The sequence below is a fragment of the Methylobacterium indicum genome (assembly GCF_001043895.1).
Taxonomy (GTDB): Bacteria; Pseudomonadota; Alphaproteobacteria; order Rhizobiales; family Beijerinckiaceae; genus Methylobacterium; species Methylobacterium indicum.
In genome coordinates this window covers 1-14,000 of the sequence record NZ_JTHF01000186.1, presented here as the reverse complement: position 1 = coordinate 14,000, position 14,000 = coordinate 1, and the positions used below count along the sequence as shown (strand labels likewise).

At 72.2% G+C, this 14,000-nt stretch carries 17 protein-coding genes; 14 read left to right on the top strand and 3 right to left on the bottom strand.

Annotated features, from left to right (window positions below):
* Positions 1-176 precede the first annotated feature (176 nt).
* The 4 genes from QR78_RS21565 (at position 177) to QR78_RS21550 (ending at position 3,383) form a co-directional block, all read left to right on the top strand.
* Positions 177-1,028: a transporter substrate-binding domain-containing protein gene (locus tag QR78_RS21565; protein WP_048429636.1), complete on the top strand. Its 852-nt coding sequence runs from the start codon at positions 177-179 to the stop codon at positions 1,026-1,028.
* Positions 1,029-1,200: 172 nt separating this feature from the next.
* A complete protein-coding gene (locus QR78_RS21560; RefSeq protein ID WP_048429635.1) occupies positions 1,201-1,893 on the top strand; it encodes an aspartate/glutamate racemase family protein in 693 nt (230 codons plus the stop codon).
* Between the two features lie 18 nt (positions 1,894-1,911).
* The gene (locus tag QR78_RS21555) at positions 1,912-2,571 is read left to right on the top strand and encodes an amino acid ABC transporter permease (RefSeq protein WP_048429634.1); all 660 of its coding nucleotides are present in this window, start codon (positions 1,912-1,914) and stop codon (positions 2,569-2,571) included.
* 41 nt (positions 2,572-2,612) lie between these two features.
* Entirely contained in the window at positions 2,613-3,383 is a 771-nt protein-coding gene (locus QR78_RS21550; protein ID WP_048429651.1) for an amino acid ABC transporter ATP-binding protein, read from the top strand.
* A 16-nt stretch (positions 3,384-3,399) separates the two neighbouring features.
* Here QR78_RS21550 and QR78_RS21545 read toward each other — a convergent pair whose 3' ends face one another.
* Both QR78_RS21545 and phnF read right to left on the bottom strand, forming a co-directional pair.
* Positions 3,400-3,630 (bottom strand): hypothetical protein, encoded by a 231-nt coding sequence (locus QR78_RS21545; protein WP_048429633.1) that lies wholly within the window; start codon positions 3,628-3,630, stop codon positions 3,400-3,402.
* A gap of 161 nt (positions 3,631-3,791) precedes the next feature.
* Positions 3,792-4,541 carry a phosphonate metabolism transcriptional regulator PhnF gene (gene phnF, locus QR78_RS21540; protein ID WP_048429632.1) on the bottom strand — a complete coding sequence of 250 codons (750 nt, stop codon included), beginning with the start codon at positions 4,539-4,541 and terminating at the stop codon, positions 3,792-3,794.
* Between the two features lie 88 nt (positions 4,542-4,629).
* On the opposite strand from phnF, the gene phnG reads away from it, so the two are divergent.
* The 10 genes from phnG (at position 4,630) to QR78_RS21490 (ending at position 13,218) form a co-directional block, all read left to right on the top strand.
* Positions 4,630-5,103 (top strand): phosphonate C-P lyase system protein PhnG, encoded by a 474-nt coding sequence (gene phnG, locus QR78_RS21535; RefSeq protein WP_082171969.1) that lies wholly within the window; start codon positions 4,630-4,632, stop codon positions 5,101-5,103.
* Positions 5,103-5,690: a phosphonate C-P lyase system protein PhnH gene (gene phnH, locus QR78_RS21530; protein ID WP_048429630.1), complete on the top strand. Its 588-nt coding sequence runs from the start codon at positions 5,103-5,105 to the stop codon at positions 5,688-5,690. The genes phnG and phnH overlap by 1 nt, the downstream gene beginning before the upstream one ends.
* A gap of 3 nt (positions 5,691-5,693) precedes the next feature.
* Positions 5,694-6,806 (top strand): carbon-phosphorus lyase complex subunit, encoded by a 1,113-nt coding sequence (locus tag QR78_RS21525; RefSeq protein WP_048429629.1) that lies wholly within the window; start codon positions 5,694-5,696, stop codon positions 6,804-6,806.
* Complete coding sequence (locus QR78_RS21520) at positions 6,803-7,669, top strand: alpha-D-ribose 1-methylphosphonate 5-phosphate C-P-lyase PhnJ (protein WP_048429628.1); 867 nt, start codon at positions 6,803-6,805, stop codon at positions 7,667-7,669. Before QR78_RS21525 ends, QR78_RS21520 begins: the two co-directional genes overlap by 4 nt.
* Complete coding sequence (locus QR78_RS36185; protein WP_082171968.1) at positions 7,662-8,396, top strand: GNAT family N-acetyltransferase; 735 nt, start codon at positions 7,662-7,664, stop codon at positions 8,394-8,396. The genes QR78_RS21520 and QR78_RS36185 overlap by 8 nt, the downstream gene beginning before the upstream one ends.
* Complete coding sequence (gene phnK, locus QR78_RS21510; protein WP_048429627.1) at positions 8,393-9,166, top strand: phosphonate C-P lyase system protein PhnK; 774 nt, start codon at positions 8,393-8,395, stop codon at positions 9,164-9,166. Before QR78_RS36185 ends, phnK begins: the two co-directional genes overlap by 4 nt.
* Complete coding sequence (gene phnL, locus QR78_RS21505; RefSeq protein WP_048429626.1) at positions 9,163-9,867, top strand: phosphonate C-P lyase system protein PhnL; 705 nt, start codon at positions 9,163-9,165, stop codon at positions 9,865-9,867. The genes phnK and phnL overlap by 4 nt, the downstream gene beginning before the upstream one ends.
* A 10-nt stretch (positions 9,868-9,877) precedes the next feature.
* Positions 9,878-11,014, top strand: coding sequence for an alpha-D-ribose 1-methylphosphonate 5-triphosphate diphosphatase (locus tag QR78_RS21500; protein WP_048429625.1), 1,137 nt, complete (start codon positions 9,878-9,880; stop codon positions 11,012-11,014).
* On the top strand, positions 11,014-11,547 hold the full coding sequence (gene phnN / locus QR78_RS21495; RefSeq protein ID WP_048429624.1) for a phosphonate metabolism protein/1,5-bisphosphokinase (PRPP-forming) PhnN: 534 nt from the start codon (positions 11,014-11,016) through the stop codon (positions 11,545-11,547). Before QR78_RS21500 ends, phnN begins: the two co-directional genes overlap by 1 nt.
* 108 nt (positions 11,548-11,655) lie before the next feature.
* Complete coding sequence (locus tag QR78_RS21490) at positions 11,656-13,218, top strand: CYTH and CHAD domain-containing protein (RefSeq protein ID WP_048429623.1); 1,563 nt, start codon at positions 11,656-11,658, stop codon at positions 13,216-13,218.
* Between the two features lie 19 nt (positions 13,219-13,237).
* Here QR78_RS21490 and rlmB read toward each other — a convergent pair.
* The coding region (gene rlmB, locus QR78_RS21485) for a 23S rRNA (guanosine(2251)-2'-O)-methyltransferase RlmB (protein ID WP_048429622.1) at positions 13,238-14,000 on the bottom strand (763 nt) is incomplete at its 5' end.

The following is a 14,000-nucleotide window of genomic DNA, read 5'->3' as shown; positions in this document are numbered from 1 at the left end:
GCCGGGATCTTGTCCGACCCCATGTCCCGACCCGGGCCGTAGGGCCGTCCGGGCTCCGCCCCGGTCCGTCCTGCCCGCAATCCAGGCATGGCGGCGTCGGCGCGCCTATCGACAAGACTCCCGCCATGCGGCCTAAGGGCTTAAGAACCGCCAAGCTAACACGGAGAGGGCCCGTCATGGTATCACGCAGGGACATCGCATCGCTTCTCGGCGCCGGCACGCTGGCGGCGACCGCCCTCTCCCCGATCGGTACTGCCCAGGCCCAGACGGGGCCCGCGGCCGAGAACACGTTCCAGCGCATCCGGCGGACCAAGAAGCTGCGCATCGCCGGCATCGTCGGGACCGAGCCGTACTACAAGAAGGACATCGCGTCCGGCGAGTGGTCCGGTTTCTGCGTGAGCATGGCGCAGGACCTCGCCAAGTCGATGGATGCCGAGCTCGAGATCGCCGAGACCACCTGGGGCAACGCGGTGCTCGACCTCCAGGCGAACAAGATCGACATCATGTTCGGCCTGTCGCCGACGCCCTCGCGCGCCCTCACGGTCGAGTTCACCCGGCCGATCATGCTGAACACCTTCACCATCATCGCCAAGCCGGGCTTCGAGCCCAAGACCTGGGCCGACCTCAACAAGCCCGAGGTCCGGGTCGCCGTCGACATCGGCTCGACCCACGACCTGTTCGCCCGGCGCATCATTCCCAACGCCACGCTGCTCGCGCTGAAGACCCCGGACGACGCCATGCTGTCCGTGCAGTCCAACCGCGCCGACTGCGTCATCCAGGTCGCGATGCTGTCGCTGGTGACGGTGAAGAAGAACCCCAAGGTCGGCAAGATCATCGTGCCGACGCCGGCGAGCGCGCAGCCGACCTGCGCCGGCGTGCGGGCCGATCCGGATCCCCGGTTCCGGACCTTCGTCGACAACTGGCTCGAGTACAATCGCGGCCTCGGCGCGATGAAGGGCTGGATCACCTCCAGCCTGGAGCTGGTCGGGGTCAAGGCCGGCGACATCCCGGCCGAGATCACGTTCTGACCCGGTTTTCCGGAAGACGACGTCCGGAAACTGGATCATAAGCCCGCGCGGTGGAGCCGCAGGCTCCCCGCCCTCGAGCGATGCGGAACCCGTATGACGCGGGCGCCCGTCGCCGCGGCCCGGGACGCTCCGCCCGGACCGCGCCTTCGACCCATCGTCCCCGTCTCGCTCCATGCCCCCTGACCACGCCCCACCGTTGGGCATCATCATGCTCGACACCCGGTTCGAGCGCCCCCCCGGCGATGTCGGGCACGCGGCGAGCTGGCCCTTCCCGGTCCTGTTCGAGGTCGTGCGCGGCGCCACCGCGCGGCGGGTCGTCGGAGGGCAGGACGCCGACCTGGCGGATGCCTTCGTGGCGGCGGGAGAGGCGCTGCGGGCCCGCGGCGCCGTCGGCGTCATCACGTCGTGCGGGTTCCTCGCGGCGCGGCAGCGCGCGCTCGCCGCCCGGATGTCGCTGCCGCTCGCGACGTCGAGCCTGATGCAGCTTCCGCTGATCGATCGCTGCCTGCCCGGCGGCAAGCGGGCCGGGGTCGTGACCTACGACGCGGACGCGCTCACGCCGGCCCATTTCGTCGAGGTGGGGGCCGATCCCGCCACGCCGGTCGTCGGCCTGCCGGCGAACGGGGCGCTGCGCGGCCTGATCGAGCGGGAGGCGGCCTACGACGCGGCCGCCCTCGCCCGCGACGTCCTGGAGGCCGCGGGCGCCCTGATCGCGCGGGGCGACATCGGCGCCGTCGTGATGGAATGCACCAACCTTCCGCCGTTCTCGCGCGCCGTCGCCGACGCGTTCGGCGTTCCCGTCTTCGACGTCGTCACCCTGGGCCGCTGGTTTCACTCGGGCCTCACGCAGACAAGATACCAGTAGAGCGGACCGGAGCAGACGATGAATTACGAGTGGGACTTTTCGTTCCTGCTGCAATACAAGGGGCTGATCGCGATCGGCGCCCTGTACACGATCGGGTTCACCATCGTCACGGCGATCGCCGGCTTCGTCGTCGGCGGCCTGATCGCCGTCGCGCGCCTGGCCAACGCCAGGGTGGTGACCATCCCGCTCCTGGCCTTCATCGAGATCTTCCGATGCACGCCCGTGCTCGTGCAGCTGGTCTGGATCTACTACGCCCTTCCGATCGTGATCGGCGTCGAGCTCAAGCCCGCGACGGCGGCGTTCATCGCCCTGACGCTCTACGGCGCGTCGTTCTTCGCCGAGATCATCCGCGGCGGCATCGCCTCGATCGACACCGGCCAGTGGGATGCCGGGCGGGCCCTCGGCATGCGCCGGGCGGCGCTGATGCGGCGCGTCGTCCTGCCCCAGGCGCTCAAGCGGATGATCCCGCCCCTCGTCAACCAGGTCGTCCTCCAGCTGAAGAACACCTCGCTCCTGTCCGTGCTCGCCGTTCCCGATCTGCTCTATCAGGGGCAGCTCATCACCTCGGCGACGTACAAGCCCCTCGAAGTCTACACGATGATCGCGATCATCTACTTCATCATCCTGTTCCCGCTCACGACCCTCGCCCACGGCCTCGAGCGCAGGCTCGCCCGGTGAGCACGAGGAGGGACCCCATGACGACGCAAGCGGTGCGGGCCATGCCGGAGACGACGATGATCGCGGTCGAGCACGTCAGGAAGGCGTTCGGCCCCGTGCCGGTGCTCAAGGACATCTCCCTGAGCGTGCCGAAGGGCGGGGTGCTCTCGCTCATCGGACCGAGCGGCTCGGGCAAGTCGACCCTGCTGCGCTGCCTGAACCTCCTCACCATCCCGTGCGAGGGCACGATCCGCATCGGGTCGCACGCGATGCGCTTCGGCCGCGATCACAGGATGCCGCGGGACCGGGACCTCGCCGCCTTCCGCTCCACGGTCGGCATGGTGTTTCAGAACTTCAACCTGTTTCCCCACATGTCGGTCGTCCGGAACGTCATGGAGGGGCCGGTCACGGTGCTCGGCCAGGGGCGGGACGAGGCCCGGGACCTCGCCGTCGGGCTCCTCGACAAGGTCGGCCTGCGCGAGAAGGCCGACGCCTATCCCGACCGGCTCTCCGGCGGGCAGAAGCAGCGGGTCGCCATCGCGCGGGCGCTGGCGATGAAGCCGGAGGTGATGCTGTTCGACGAGGCGACCTCGGCGCTCGATCCCGAGCTCGTCGGGGAGGTGCTGAACGTCGTCCGCCAGCTGGCATCGGAGGGCATGACGATGGTGCTCGTCACGCACGAGATCGCCTTCGCGCGCGACGTCGCCGATACCTGCGTGTTCATGCGCGACGGCTTCGTGGTCGAGGAAGGGCCGGCCCGGCAGGTCATCGAGGATCCGCAGCAGGCCGCGACGAAGGCCTTCCTCAGCCATTTCCACAAGGCGGCGGTGTGACGCCGCCGCGTCGCGGTCAGCGCTGCATGTTGCGCAGCCGGCAATAGCCGCCCATGTCCTGGTAGCCCGCCGGGCAGCGCCGCACGCAGGCGCCGGCCGCGAATTTCAGCGGCGGCCGGCAGACCTGGCCCCGGCCGAGCTGGCGGCGCTGGTACTGGTAGTCCTGGGCCGGCCCGGCCTGCGCGGGCGTGAGCGGCAGGAGGCCGGCGACGAGGAACAGGGCGGCGCAGATCGGGCGGATGGGCATCGGGGAACTCCGGCGCGAGGCGCCGGGGTAACTGCCGCGAGGGCAGGAAGTTCGGTGGAAAGCCGGGCGCGGGACATCCCTTCTTCCCGCCCGCGAGGAGAGGAGACCGTCCGCGCCGTTGGCGGTCGCCGCATTCCCCGGGGAGACGGGAGTGACCGCCCCTACCCCTCCACCACCAGCTCCACCCGGTCCGCCGCGAACAGGCTGCGGGTCGCCTGGATCGGCACGCCCATTGCATCGACGTTGACGCTCGACAGCACGATCAGGACCCGCCCGGGCGCGAGGTCGAGGCGGGCCGCTTCGTCGGCCGCGGCCGGGCGGGCGGTGATGCGGGTCGACAGGCGGGTGTAGTCGGCGATGCCGAATTCCGCATAGGCCCGGGTGAGCGAGCCGAGCGCCGCGTAGGCCTGAGCGAATCCCGCGAAGCGCGGCAGCGGCAGGCAGGTGCGGGCGGTCGAGAGCGGCGTGCCGTCGGCGCGATGGATCGTCAGCAATTCGAGCATCGGGTCCCCGGCGGCGATGCCGAGCGCCTCCGCGGTGGCCGGATCGGCCGGCACGCTCTCAGCCGACAGAAGATCGCCCCAGGCCTCGCGGCCGGCCTGGCTGACGATCTCCGAGAAGCGGGTGCGCCGGCCGATCGGGTAGGCGAGGCGCGGGGTCTCCACGAAGGTGCCGCGCCCCTGGGTCGCCCGCACCAGCCCGCGCTCGGCGAGCGCCGCCAGCGCCCGGCGCACGGTGTGCCGGTTGACCCCGAATCGCGCCGCCAGCGCCGCTTCCGTCGGCAGCTGCGCGCCCGCCGCGAGGCGCCCGGCCTCGATGTCGGCGGAGAGGCCGTCCGCGATCTGGCGCCAGGCCGCCAGCCCCTCACCGCGCGCCAGCACCGTCACGGTGCCGTCGCCGCCCGCGCTCATACCGTCATCCAAGTTTCATTTGCTCCCCGATTGTCGGTTGTCTATACCATTATACAACAGCGAGACCACTCGCCAGCAGGCAGTCCCGATGCCCGACCATACCCCACCTTCCGGCGAAACGCCCGATCTCGCCGCGCGCCGCGCCGTGATGGCGCTCTGCGGCGAGGCCCGCGCGGAGGAGCTGCGCGACGCCCTGGCGGCCCTCGGTGCGGCCGACGATCCCGAGGATCTGCGCCCGCCCGAGACCGGCCTGGTGATGACCCGCGGCCGCATCGGCGGCGACGGGCGCCCGTTCAACCTCGGCGAGGCGACGGTGACCCGGGCGGCGGTGCGCCTGCCCGGCGGCGAGACCGGCTTCGCCTATCATCTCGGCCGCGACCGGGCGAAGGCGCGGCTCGCCGCGACCCTCGACGCCCTGTGGCAGGTGCGGGCGCGGCGCGGGGCGGTCGAGGCGGCCCTCGCGCCCGTCGCCTCCCGCCGCGCGGCCGAGCGCGCCGCGGAGGCGCGCCGGATCGCGGCGACGCGGGTGAACTTCTTCACCATGGCCCGAGGAGAGGATTGATGCTCGCCCGCGGCTTCACCGACCCCGTCCACGACGCCCAGGGCGTCTTCCGCGCCGTCATGGATGCGCTGGCGCGTCCCGGTACGATCCAGGCCCTCGCCACCGGCCTTACGCCCCCGGCGCCGCTGACGCCGGAACTCGCGGCCCTCGCCCTGGCCCTCGCCGATGCCGACGCGCCGCTCTGGCTCGATGCCGGCCTCGCGCAAAGCCCGGCGGTGCCCGCGTTCCTGCGCTTCCATACCGGCGCCCGCATCGCGGACGATCCGGCCGAGGCCGCCTTCGCGCTCGTCTCCGATGCCGCCGCCTGCCCGGATTTTTCGGCCTTCGCGCAGGGCATGCCGGCCTATCCCGACCGCTCCGCCACCCTGGTGCTCGCCGTCTCCGCCCTCTCGGGCGACGAGGGCTGGCACCTCGACGGGCCGGGTATCCGCGAGAGCGCCCGCCTCTCGGCCGCACCGCTGCCGGCGGACATGCCCGCGCGGCTTGCCCGCAACCATGCCGGCTTCCCGCAGGGGATCGACCTGATCCTGGCGGCCCCCGGCCGCCTCGCCGCGCTGCCGCGCTCCACCCGCGTCCGGGAGGGCTGACCCATGTACGTGGCCGTGAAGGGCGGCGAGGCCGCCATCGCCAACGCGCACCGGCTGCTGGCCGAGACCCGCCGGGGCGACACGAATGTCCCCGAACTCTCGGTGGCGCAGATCCGCGAGCAGATGGCGCTTCTCGTCGACCGGGTGATGACCGAGGGCTCGCTGCACGATCCCGACCTCGCGGCGCTCGCCCTCAAGCAGGCCCGCGGCGACCTGATCGAGGCGGTTTTTCTGGTGCGGGCCTACCGCACCACCCTGCCCCGCTTCGGCGCCTCCGAGCCGGTCGAGACCGGCGCCATGAGCCTCCGCCGCCGCATCTCCGCCACCTACAAGGATCTGCCCGGCGGCCAGGTGCTCGGCCCCACCTTCGACTACACCCACCGCCTCATCGACTTCGCGCTCGCCGCCGAGGGCGAGGCACCGGTGGCCGCCGAAGCCGAGCCCCTGGCGGATGCCGCCCACGCGCCGCGGGTCACCGACCTTCTGGGCCGGGACGGCCTGATCGAGCCCTCCGCCCCCGACGACGGCTCGGCCCCGGGCGACCTCACCCGCGAACCGCTCGACTTCCCGGCCGACCGGGCGCTCCGGCTCCAGGCCCTGGCGCGGGGCGACGAAGGCTTCGTGCTGGCGCTCGGCTACTCGACGCAGCGCGGCTACGGCCGCACCCACCCCTTCGTCGGCGAGATCCGGGTCGGGACGGTCGCGGTCGAGTTCGTGCCGGAGGAGCTGGGATTCGCGGTGCCGCTCGGCGAGATCGACCTCACCGAGTGCCAGATGGTCAACCAGTTCCACGGCAGCGCCGAGGTGCCGCCCCAGTTCACCCGCGGCTACGGCCTCGCCTTCGGCCAGAGCGAGCGCAAGGCGATGGCGATGGCGCTGGTCGACCGGGCGCTCCGGGCCGAGGAATTGGGCGAGCCGGTCGGTGCCCCGGCCCAGGACCAGGAATTCGTGCTGGCACATTGCGACGCGCTCCAGGCGACCGGCTTCGTCGAGCACCTGAAGCTGCCCCACTACGTCGATTTCCAGGCCGAGCTGGAGCTGGTGCGGCGCCTGCGCGCCGAGCACGCCGCGCGGCACGGGCGGCACGAGACCGAGATGAAGGAGGCCGCGGAATGACCGCCGAGACCGGCTACAACTTCGCCTATCTCGACGAGGGCACCAAGCGGATGATCCGCCGGGCGATCCTCAAGGCGATCGCGATCCCCGGCTACCAGGTGCCCTTCGCCTCCCGCGAGATGCCGATGCCCTATGGCTGGGGTACCGGCGGCGTGCAGGTCACCGCCGCGATCCTGGGCAAGAGCGACGTGCTCAAGGTCATCGACCAGGGCTCGGACGACACGACGAACGCGGTCTCGATCCGCGCCTTCTTCGCCCGCACGGCGGAGGTGGCGGTGACCACCCGCACCCGCGACGCGACGGTGATCCAGACCCGCCACCGCATCCCCGAAGCCCCGCTCCACGCGAGCCAGGTGCTGGTCTACCAGGTGCCGATCCCCGAGCCCCTGCGCTTCCTCGAGCCGCGGGAGACCGAGACGCGCCAGCTCCACGCGCTCGCTGAGTACGGGCTGATGCACGTCAAGCTCTACGAGGACATCGCCCGCCACGGCCACATCGCGACGACCTACGCCTATCCGGTCGAGGTGGCGGGCCGCTACGTCATGGATCCCTCGCCGACCCCGAAATTCGACAACCCGAAGATGGATGATTGCCCGGCGCTCCAGCTCTTCGGCGCCGGCCGCGAGAAGCGGATCTACGCCGTGCCGCCCTACACAAGGGTGCGGAGCCTCGACTTCGAGGACCATCCGTTCCGGGTCCAGACCTTCGACCGGCCGTGCGCGCTCTGTGGCGCGGAGGGCGTCTATCTCGACGAGGTGCTGCTCGACGATGCCGGCGGGCGGATGTTCGTCTGCTCCGACACCGACCATTGCGAGGAGCGCCGGGCCGACGGTCCTATCGGGATGGAGGCGGCGCATGCCTGACCCGATCATCCGCCGGGCGCAACAACCCGACTTGCCGGCCGTGCTCGGCCTCTATGCCGAACTGAATGCCGGCCGGGTCGCGACCCCGGACCAGGCCGAGGCGCTGCTGGCTCGCCTCGACGCCTATCCCGATTACGGTCTCTACGTCGCCGAGGTCGGGGGCCGGATCGTCGGTACCTTCTGCCTCGTCATCCTCGACAACATCGCCCATTGGGGCACGCCGTCGGCCCTCGTCGAGAGCGTGGTGGTGTCATCGAGCGAGCGCGGCACCGGGCTGGGCCGGCGGATGATGCGGGAGGCCGGCCGGCTCGCCGCCGACAAGGGCTGCTACAAGCTCGCCCTGTCCTCCAACGTCGACGCGAAGCCGGCCCATCGCTTCTACGAGAGCCTCGGCTTCGAGCGCTACGGCTACAGCTTCCGGCTCGATCCGCCTTTTGCCGGTGAAGCAGAGCTTTCGGGAGAAGAAGCCGCGGATTCCCCCTCTCCCCGCGGGCGGGGAGAGGCTTTCGTCCCCCTCGTCGGGGACGAAAGGAGCGCGAAGCGCGAGGGTGAGGGGGTGTTTCCGGAGGAGTCTCATCCGTCGAGCCCCCCTCACCCTCGCTCCGGCTCCGCCTCCGCTCGTCACGACCCCGACGAGGGGGCCGTGACCCTCTCCCCGCCCGCGGGGAGAGGAGAAGACCTGCGCCTTTCGCTGTCGGCGAACAGCCACGAGGAGACGTCCGCATGAGCGCCCCCCTGCTCCAGGCCCGCGGCCTGACCAAGCGTTACGGCGCCCGCACGGCCTGCGCCGACGTCTCCTTCGATCTCGATCCCGGCGAGGTGCTGGCGATCGTCGGCGAATCCGGCTCCGGCAAGTCGACCCTGCTCTCGCTGATCGCCACCGAGTTGGCCCCTGATTCCGGCCACGTCGCCTACCGGATGCGCGACGGGGTGATCCGCGATCTCGCGGCCTTGAGCGAGGCCGAGCGCCGGGCGCTCATGCGCACCGACTGGGGCTTCGTGCGCCAGGACGCCGCCAAGGGCCTGCGCATGGCGGTCTCGGCCGGCGGCAATGTCGGCGAGCGGCTGATGGGGGCCGGCGCCCGCCATTACGGCACCATCCGCGGCACGGCGCTCGACTGGCTCGCCAAGGTCGAGATCGCCGCCGACCGGGTCGACGATCCGCCGACGCGGTTCTCCGGCGGCATGCGCCAGCGGCTCCAGATCGCCCGCAACCTCGTCACCGGGCCGCGCCTGGTGCTGATGGACGAGCCGACCTCCGGCCTCGACGTCTCGGTCCAGGCCCGCCTTCTCGACCTGATCCGCGGCCTCGTCGCGGAACTGGGCCTCGCGGTGATCATCGTCACCCACGACCTCGCGGTGGCGCGCCTGCTCTCCCACCGGGTGATGGTGATGCGGGCCGGCCGGGTGATCGAGACCGGGCTGACCGACCAGGTTCTCGACGATCCCGCCGAGCCCTACACCCAGCTCCTCGTGTCATCGGTGCTCGCCGCATGAAACCAGCTCTCGAATTCCGCGACGTCGCCAAGACCTTCACCCTGCACCTGCGCGGCGGCGTGCAATTGCCGGTGATGGGCGGCGCCGATCTCGCCGTGCATCCGGGCGAGTGCGTGGTGCTCGGCGGTCCCTCCGGGGCGGGAAAATCCTCGCTCCTCAAGATGGCCTACGGCAATTACCGCTGCGACCACGGAAGAATCCTGGTGCGCGACGGCGAAACGGTGACCGACGTCGCCTCCGCCTCGCCCCGCGAGATCCTGTCCTTACGCCGCCGCACCATCTCCTACGTGTCGCAGTTCCTCCGGGTGATCCCGCGGGTCGGCGCCCGCGAGGTGGTGGCCGCCGCCGGCCGCGAGGGCGGCATGACGGCGGAGGTCGCCCTCGCCCGCGCCGAGGACCTGCTGTCGCGCCTCAACCTGCCCGAGCGCCTGTGGGACCTGCCGCCCGCGACGTTTTCCGGCGGCGAGCAGCAGCGGGTCAACATCGCCCGCGGGCTGATCGCGGAGCGGCCGATCCTGCTCCTCGACGAGCCCACCGCCTCCCTCGACGCGCAGAACCGCGCCGTGGTGGTGGAGCTGATCCGCGCCCGCCAGGCGGCCGGCGCGGCCTTGCTCGGCATCTTCCACGACACCGACGTGCGCGAGGCGGTGGCGACCCGGGTGGTCGACGTCACCGCCTTCGCTCAGAAACGCGCTGCCTGAGGGCTCTCCCATGCAAGACCGGATCCTCGAGAACGCAACCCTGGTGCTGCCCGACCGGGTGCAGCACGGCTGGCTCGCCGTGGTCGACGGCCGCATCGCCGAGATCGGGGAGGGCCGGGCGCCGGAGCGCGGCCTCGACCTCCAGGGCGACCATCTGATCCCGGGCCTCGTCGAGCTGCACACCGACCACCTCGAGAGCCACTACGCGCCCCGCCCCAAGGTGCGCTGGCACCCGCTCGGCGCCGTGCTGGCCTACGACGCGCAGATCGCGGCGTCGGGCATCACCACGGTGTTCGATTCCCTGCGTGCCGGCAGCGACCCGGACGGCAGCGGGCTCGGCCCCGAGCTGATGCAGCTCGCCGGCGCGATCGAGACCGCCAAGGGCGCCGACCTCTTCCGCGCCGAGCACCTGACGCATCTGCGCTGCGAGATCCCCTCCGCCGACCTCCTCGACACGGTGCGCGACTTCACGGCGCGCTATCCCGTCGGGCTGATCTCGCTGATGGACCACACGCCCGGCCAGCGCCAGTTCCGCGACATCGAGAAGTACTACACCTACGCCACCCGCGGCGGCCGCTCGCTGGCCGAGATCCAGGCCAACACCGCGCTCAAGATCCGCGACGGACAAGCCTTCAACGCCGTCAACCGCCCGGCCCTCGTCGTGCTCGCCCGGGAGCACCGCATCGCGCTGGCGAGCCACGACGACACCACGCTGGCCGACGTCGCCATGGCGAAGGGCGAGGGCGTGCGGCTCGCCGAGTTCCCCACCACGCTCGAGGCCGCGCAGGCCTCTCACGCCGCCGGCATCACCGTGATGATGGGGGCGCCCAACCTGATCCGCGGCGGCTCGCATTCCGGCAACGTCGCCGCCGAGGATCTGGCGCGGGAAGGCCTGCTCGACGTGCTCTCCTCCGACTACGTGCCGGGAAGCCTGGTGATGGCGGCGTTCGGGCTGCCCGAGCGGGTCGAGGCCATCACCCTGCCGCAGGCCATCGCCACCGTCAGCGCCAACCCGGCCCGGGCCACCGGCCTGACCGATCGCGGCGCGCTCGCCCCGGACCTCCGCGCCGACCTCGTGCGGGTGCGCCTCGCCGAGGGCGTGCCGGTGGTGCGCCAAGTCTGGCGCCAGGGCCGGCGGGTGGCGTGATGGGGAGCGGCGGCTTCGTCCTCGTCGTCGGCCCGAGCGGGGCCGGCAAGGACACCCTCCTGCGGCTCGCCCGCGACGCGCTGGCGGGGGATCCCCGTTTCGTCTTCCCGCGCCGCCTCGTCACCCGTCCGCCCTCGGAGCACGAGGACAACGAGACGATCGGCGAGGCGGAGTTCGCGGAGGGCGAGGCAGCGGGCCGCTTTCCCTTGTCCTGGCGCGCCCACAACCTCGGCTACGCGCTGCCGGCCTCGAGCGCGGCGCTGGCCCGCGACGGGCATGTCGTCGTCTGCAACGTCTCGCGCCGGGTGGTGGGCGAGGCGCGCCGGCGCCTGCCCGGCGTCACCGTGGTCGAGGTGACGGCGCCGCCCGACGTGCTGGCCGCCCGCCTCGCCGCCCGCGGCCGGCGCGAGGACGGCGACCTCGGGGCGCGGCTGACCCGCTCGGCCACGGTCGTCGCCGACCTCGTGGTGATGAACGACAGCTCGCCGGAGGCCGGGGCGGCCCGGCTCGTCGCGCATCTGCGGGCCCGCTGATGCGCGCCCGTCCTCCGGCGAGGCCTATGCGAAACCTTTCGCCTCGGCCATGATTTCCGTTCGACCGCTGCCACCGGCCGGGTCGAACGGGAGATCAGGACCACCGTGATGAGCGAACCGCGCGAGACCGAGCTGAAGCTGGATGTCGAGGCCTCCGACCTCGCACGCCTGCGGGAGCATCCGCTGCTCGCCGGAGACTGGACCGAGACCGAACTGATCTCGGTCTATTACGACACGCCGGACGGCCGCTTGCGCGAGGCCGGCTACACCCTGCGGGTGCGCCGGGACGGCGACCGCCACGTCCAGACCGTGAAGGCCCGCGGCCCCGCCGCCGCCGGCCTGTTCGACCGGCCGGAATGGGAGGGCGCCATCGCCGGGCCGCACCCCGAGCCCGCCGCTTTCGCCGGCACCCCGCTCGCCGACATCCTCGACGGCGCCGACGGACTGGCCCCCCTCTATACGTCCAGCGTGACCCGCTCCCTGCGCCGCCTCGCCGATACCGGGCCGGCGGGCAGCCGCATCGAGGTCGCCCTCGATCGCGGCCGGATCAGCACCCCCGACGACCGGGTCTCCCCGATCAGCGAGATCGAGCTCGAACTGTCCGGGGGCACGCCCGCCGCCCTGTTCGACCTCGCCCGGACACTCGGGGCCGACGTGCCCCTGCGCCTCGGCGTGCTGAGCAAGTTCGAGCGCGGCGAGGCGCTGGTCCGCGACCGCCTCGGCCGCGCCGCGAAGGCCGAGCCGGTGGCGCTCGAACCCGGCATGAGCGCCGCCGCGGCGTTCCAGGCGGTGGCCTATGCCTGCCTGCGCCAGATGCGCCTCAACGAGACGATCCTGCTCGCCGGCCGCGACGTCGAGGCCCTGCATCAGCTGCGGGTGTCGCTCCGCCGCCTGCGCTCGGCCTTCTCGCTGTTCGGTGCGGTGATCGAGGACCGGCGGATGCCGGCGATCAAGGCCGAGCTGAAGCGCCTGAGCGAGCCCTTCGGGCACGCCCGCAACCTCGACGTCTATCTCGGCAAGACCCTGCCGCGCGAGCGCGAGCGGCGGCCCGACGAAGGCGGTCTCCTGATCCTGGAGCGTCACCTCGAGACCGAGCGCGAGGCGGCGCACGCCGTCGTGCGGGGCGTGCTGGAGAGCCGGGAGTGGCGCGACTTCCTCCTCGACCTCGTCGCCTGGATCGAGGCCGGTCCCTGGCTCGGCCCCGACAACCCGAACGCCGCGCTCCGCGACGGCCCGGCCCGGGCCTTCGCCACCGAGGAGCTGGAGCGCCGCCGCCGCCAGGTGAAGAAGCGCGGCCGCCACCTCGCCGCCCTCGATCCGGAGGAGCGCCACCGGGTGCGGATCGCCGCCAAGAAGCTGCGCTACGGCGCCGAGTTCTTCGCCGCGCTCTACGCCGGAAAGGACGGCACCAAGAAGGTGGCCAAGAAGGCGGTCAAGCGCCATGCGGCCTTCGTCGAGGCCCTGGCCGACCTCCAGGACCACCTCGGCGACCTCAACGATATCGCCACCGCCCACACGCTCGCCCAGGACCTCGCCCGGGGGGCACCCGAGGGCGCGGTCTTCGCCGCCGGGCTCGCCACCGCCGACACCGAGGCGCGGACCGGGCACCTGCTGAGCGAGGCCGCCAAGGCCCACGAAGCGCTGATCGACGTGCGCCCGTTCTGGCGCTGACGGCGAGGCTCCCGCGCCGTCAGGCGCGGGGCATCAGGGCGTAGAGGGTGATCGCCGCGGCGTTCGAGACGTTGAGGCTCTGGATCGCGCCCCTGAACGGGATGCGGGCCATCACGTCGCAGCACTCGCGGGTGCGCTGGCGCAGCCCCTTGCCCTCAGCCCCGAGCACCACGACGAGCGGCGCCTTCGGCCCGACCGCGTCGAGGGTCTCTGGCGCCTCGGAATCGAGCCCGACCCGGGTGAAGCCGCGCTCGCCGAGCTCGATCAGCGCCTCGGCGAGGTTGCGCACCACCACGAACGGCACGTGTTCCAGCCCGCCCGAGGCGGATTTGGCGAGAACGCCGGTGACGGTGGGCGAGTGCCGGGCGGTCGTCACGATGGCGGTGACGCCGAAGGCCGCCGCCGTGCGCACGATGGCGCCGACATTGTGCGGATCGGTGATCTGGTCGAGGGCGAGCAGCACCGCGTCGTCGGGCAGCGTGTCGAAGGCCGGGCCCTCGAGCGGCTCGGCCTCGAGGTAGAGGCCCTGATGCACCGCATCCGGCCCGAGCAGCCCGGTGATGGTGCCGGGCTTGACGATCTCGGGGGTGATGCGCAGCTCGCCCACTTCCTCCGTGAGGCGCACCATCGCGTTCTCGGTGGCGAGCAGCTTGATCAGCACGCGCTTCGGGTTGCGCAGCGCCTCCGAGACCGGGTGCCAGCCATACAGCAGAGCCGGCCCGTCCGGATCGTCGTCGCCGGGCCGCCCGCCCGCCCCGCCGCGGGCCGGCTCTGCTGTATGG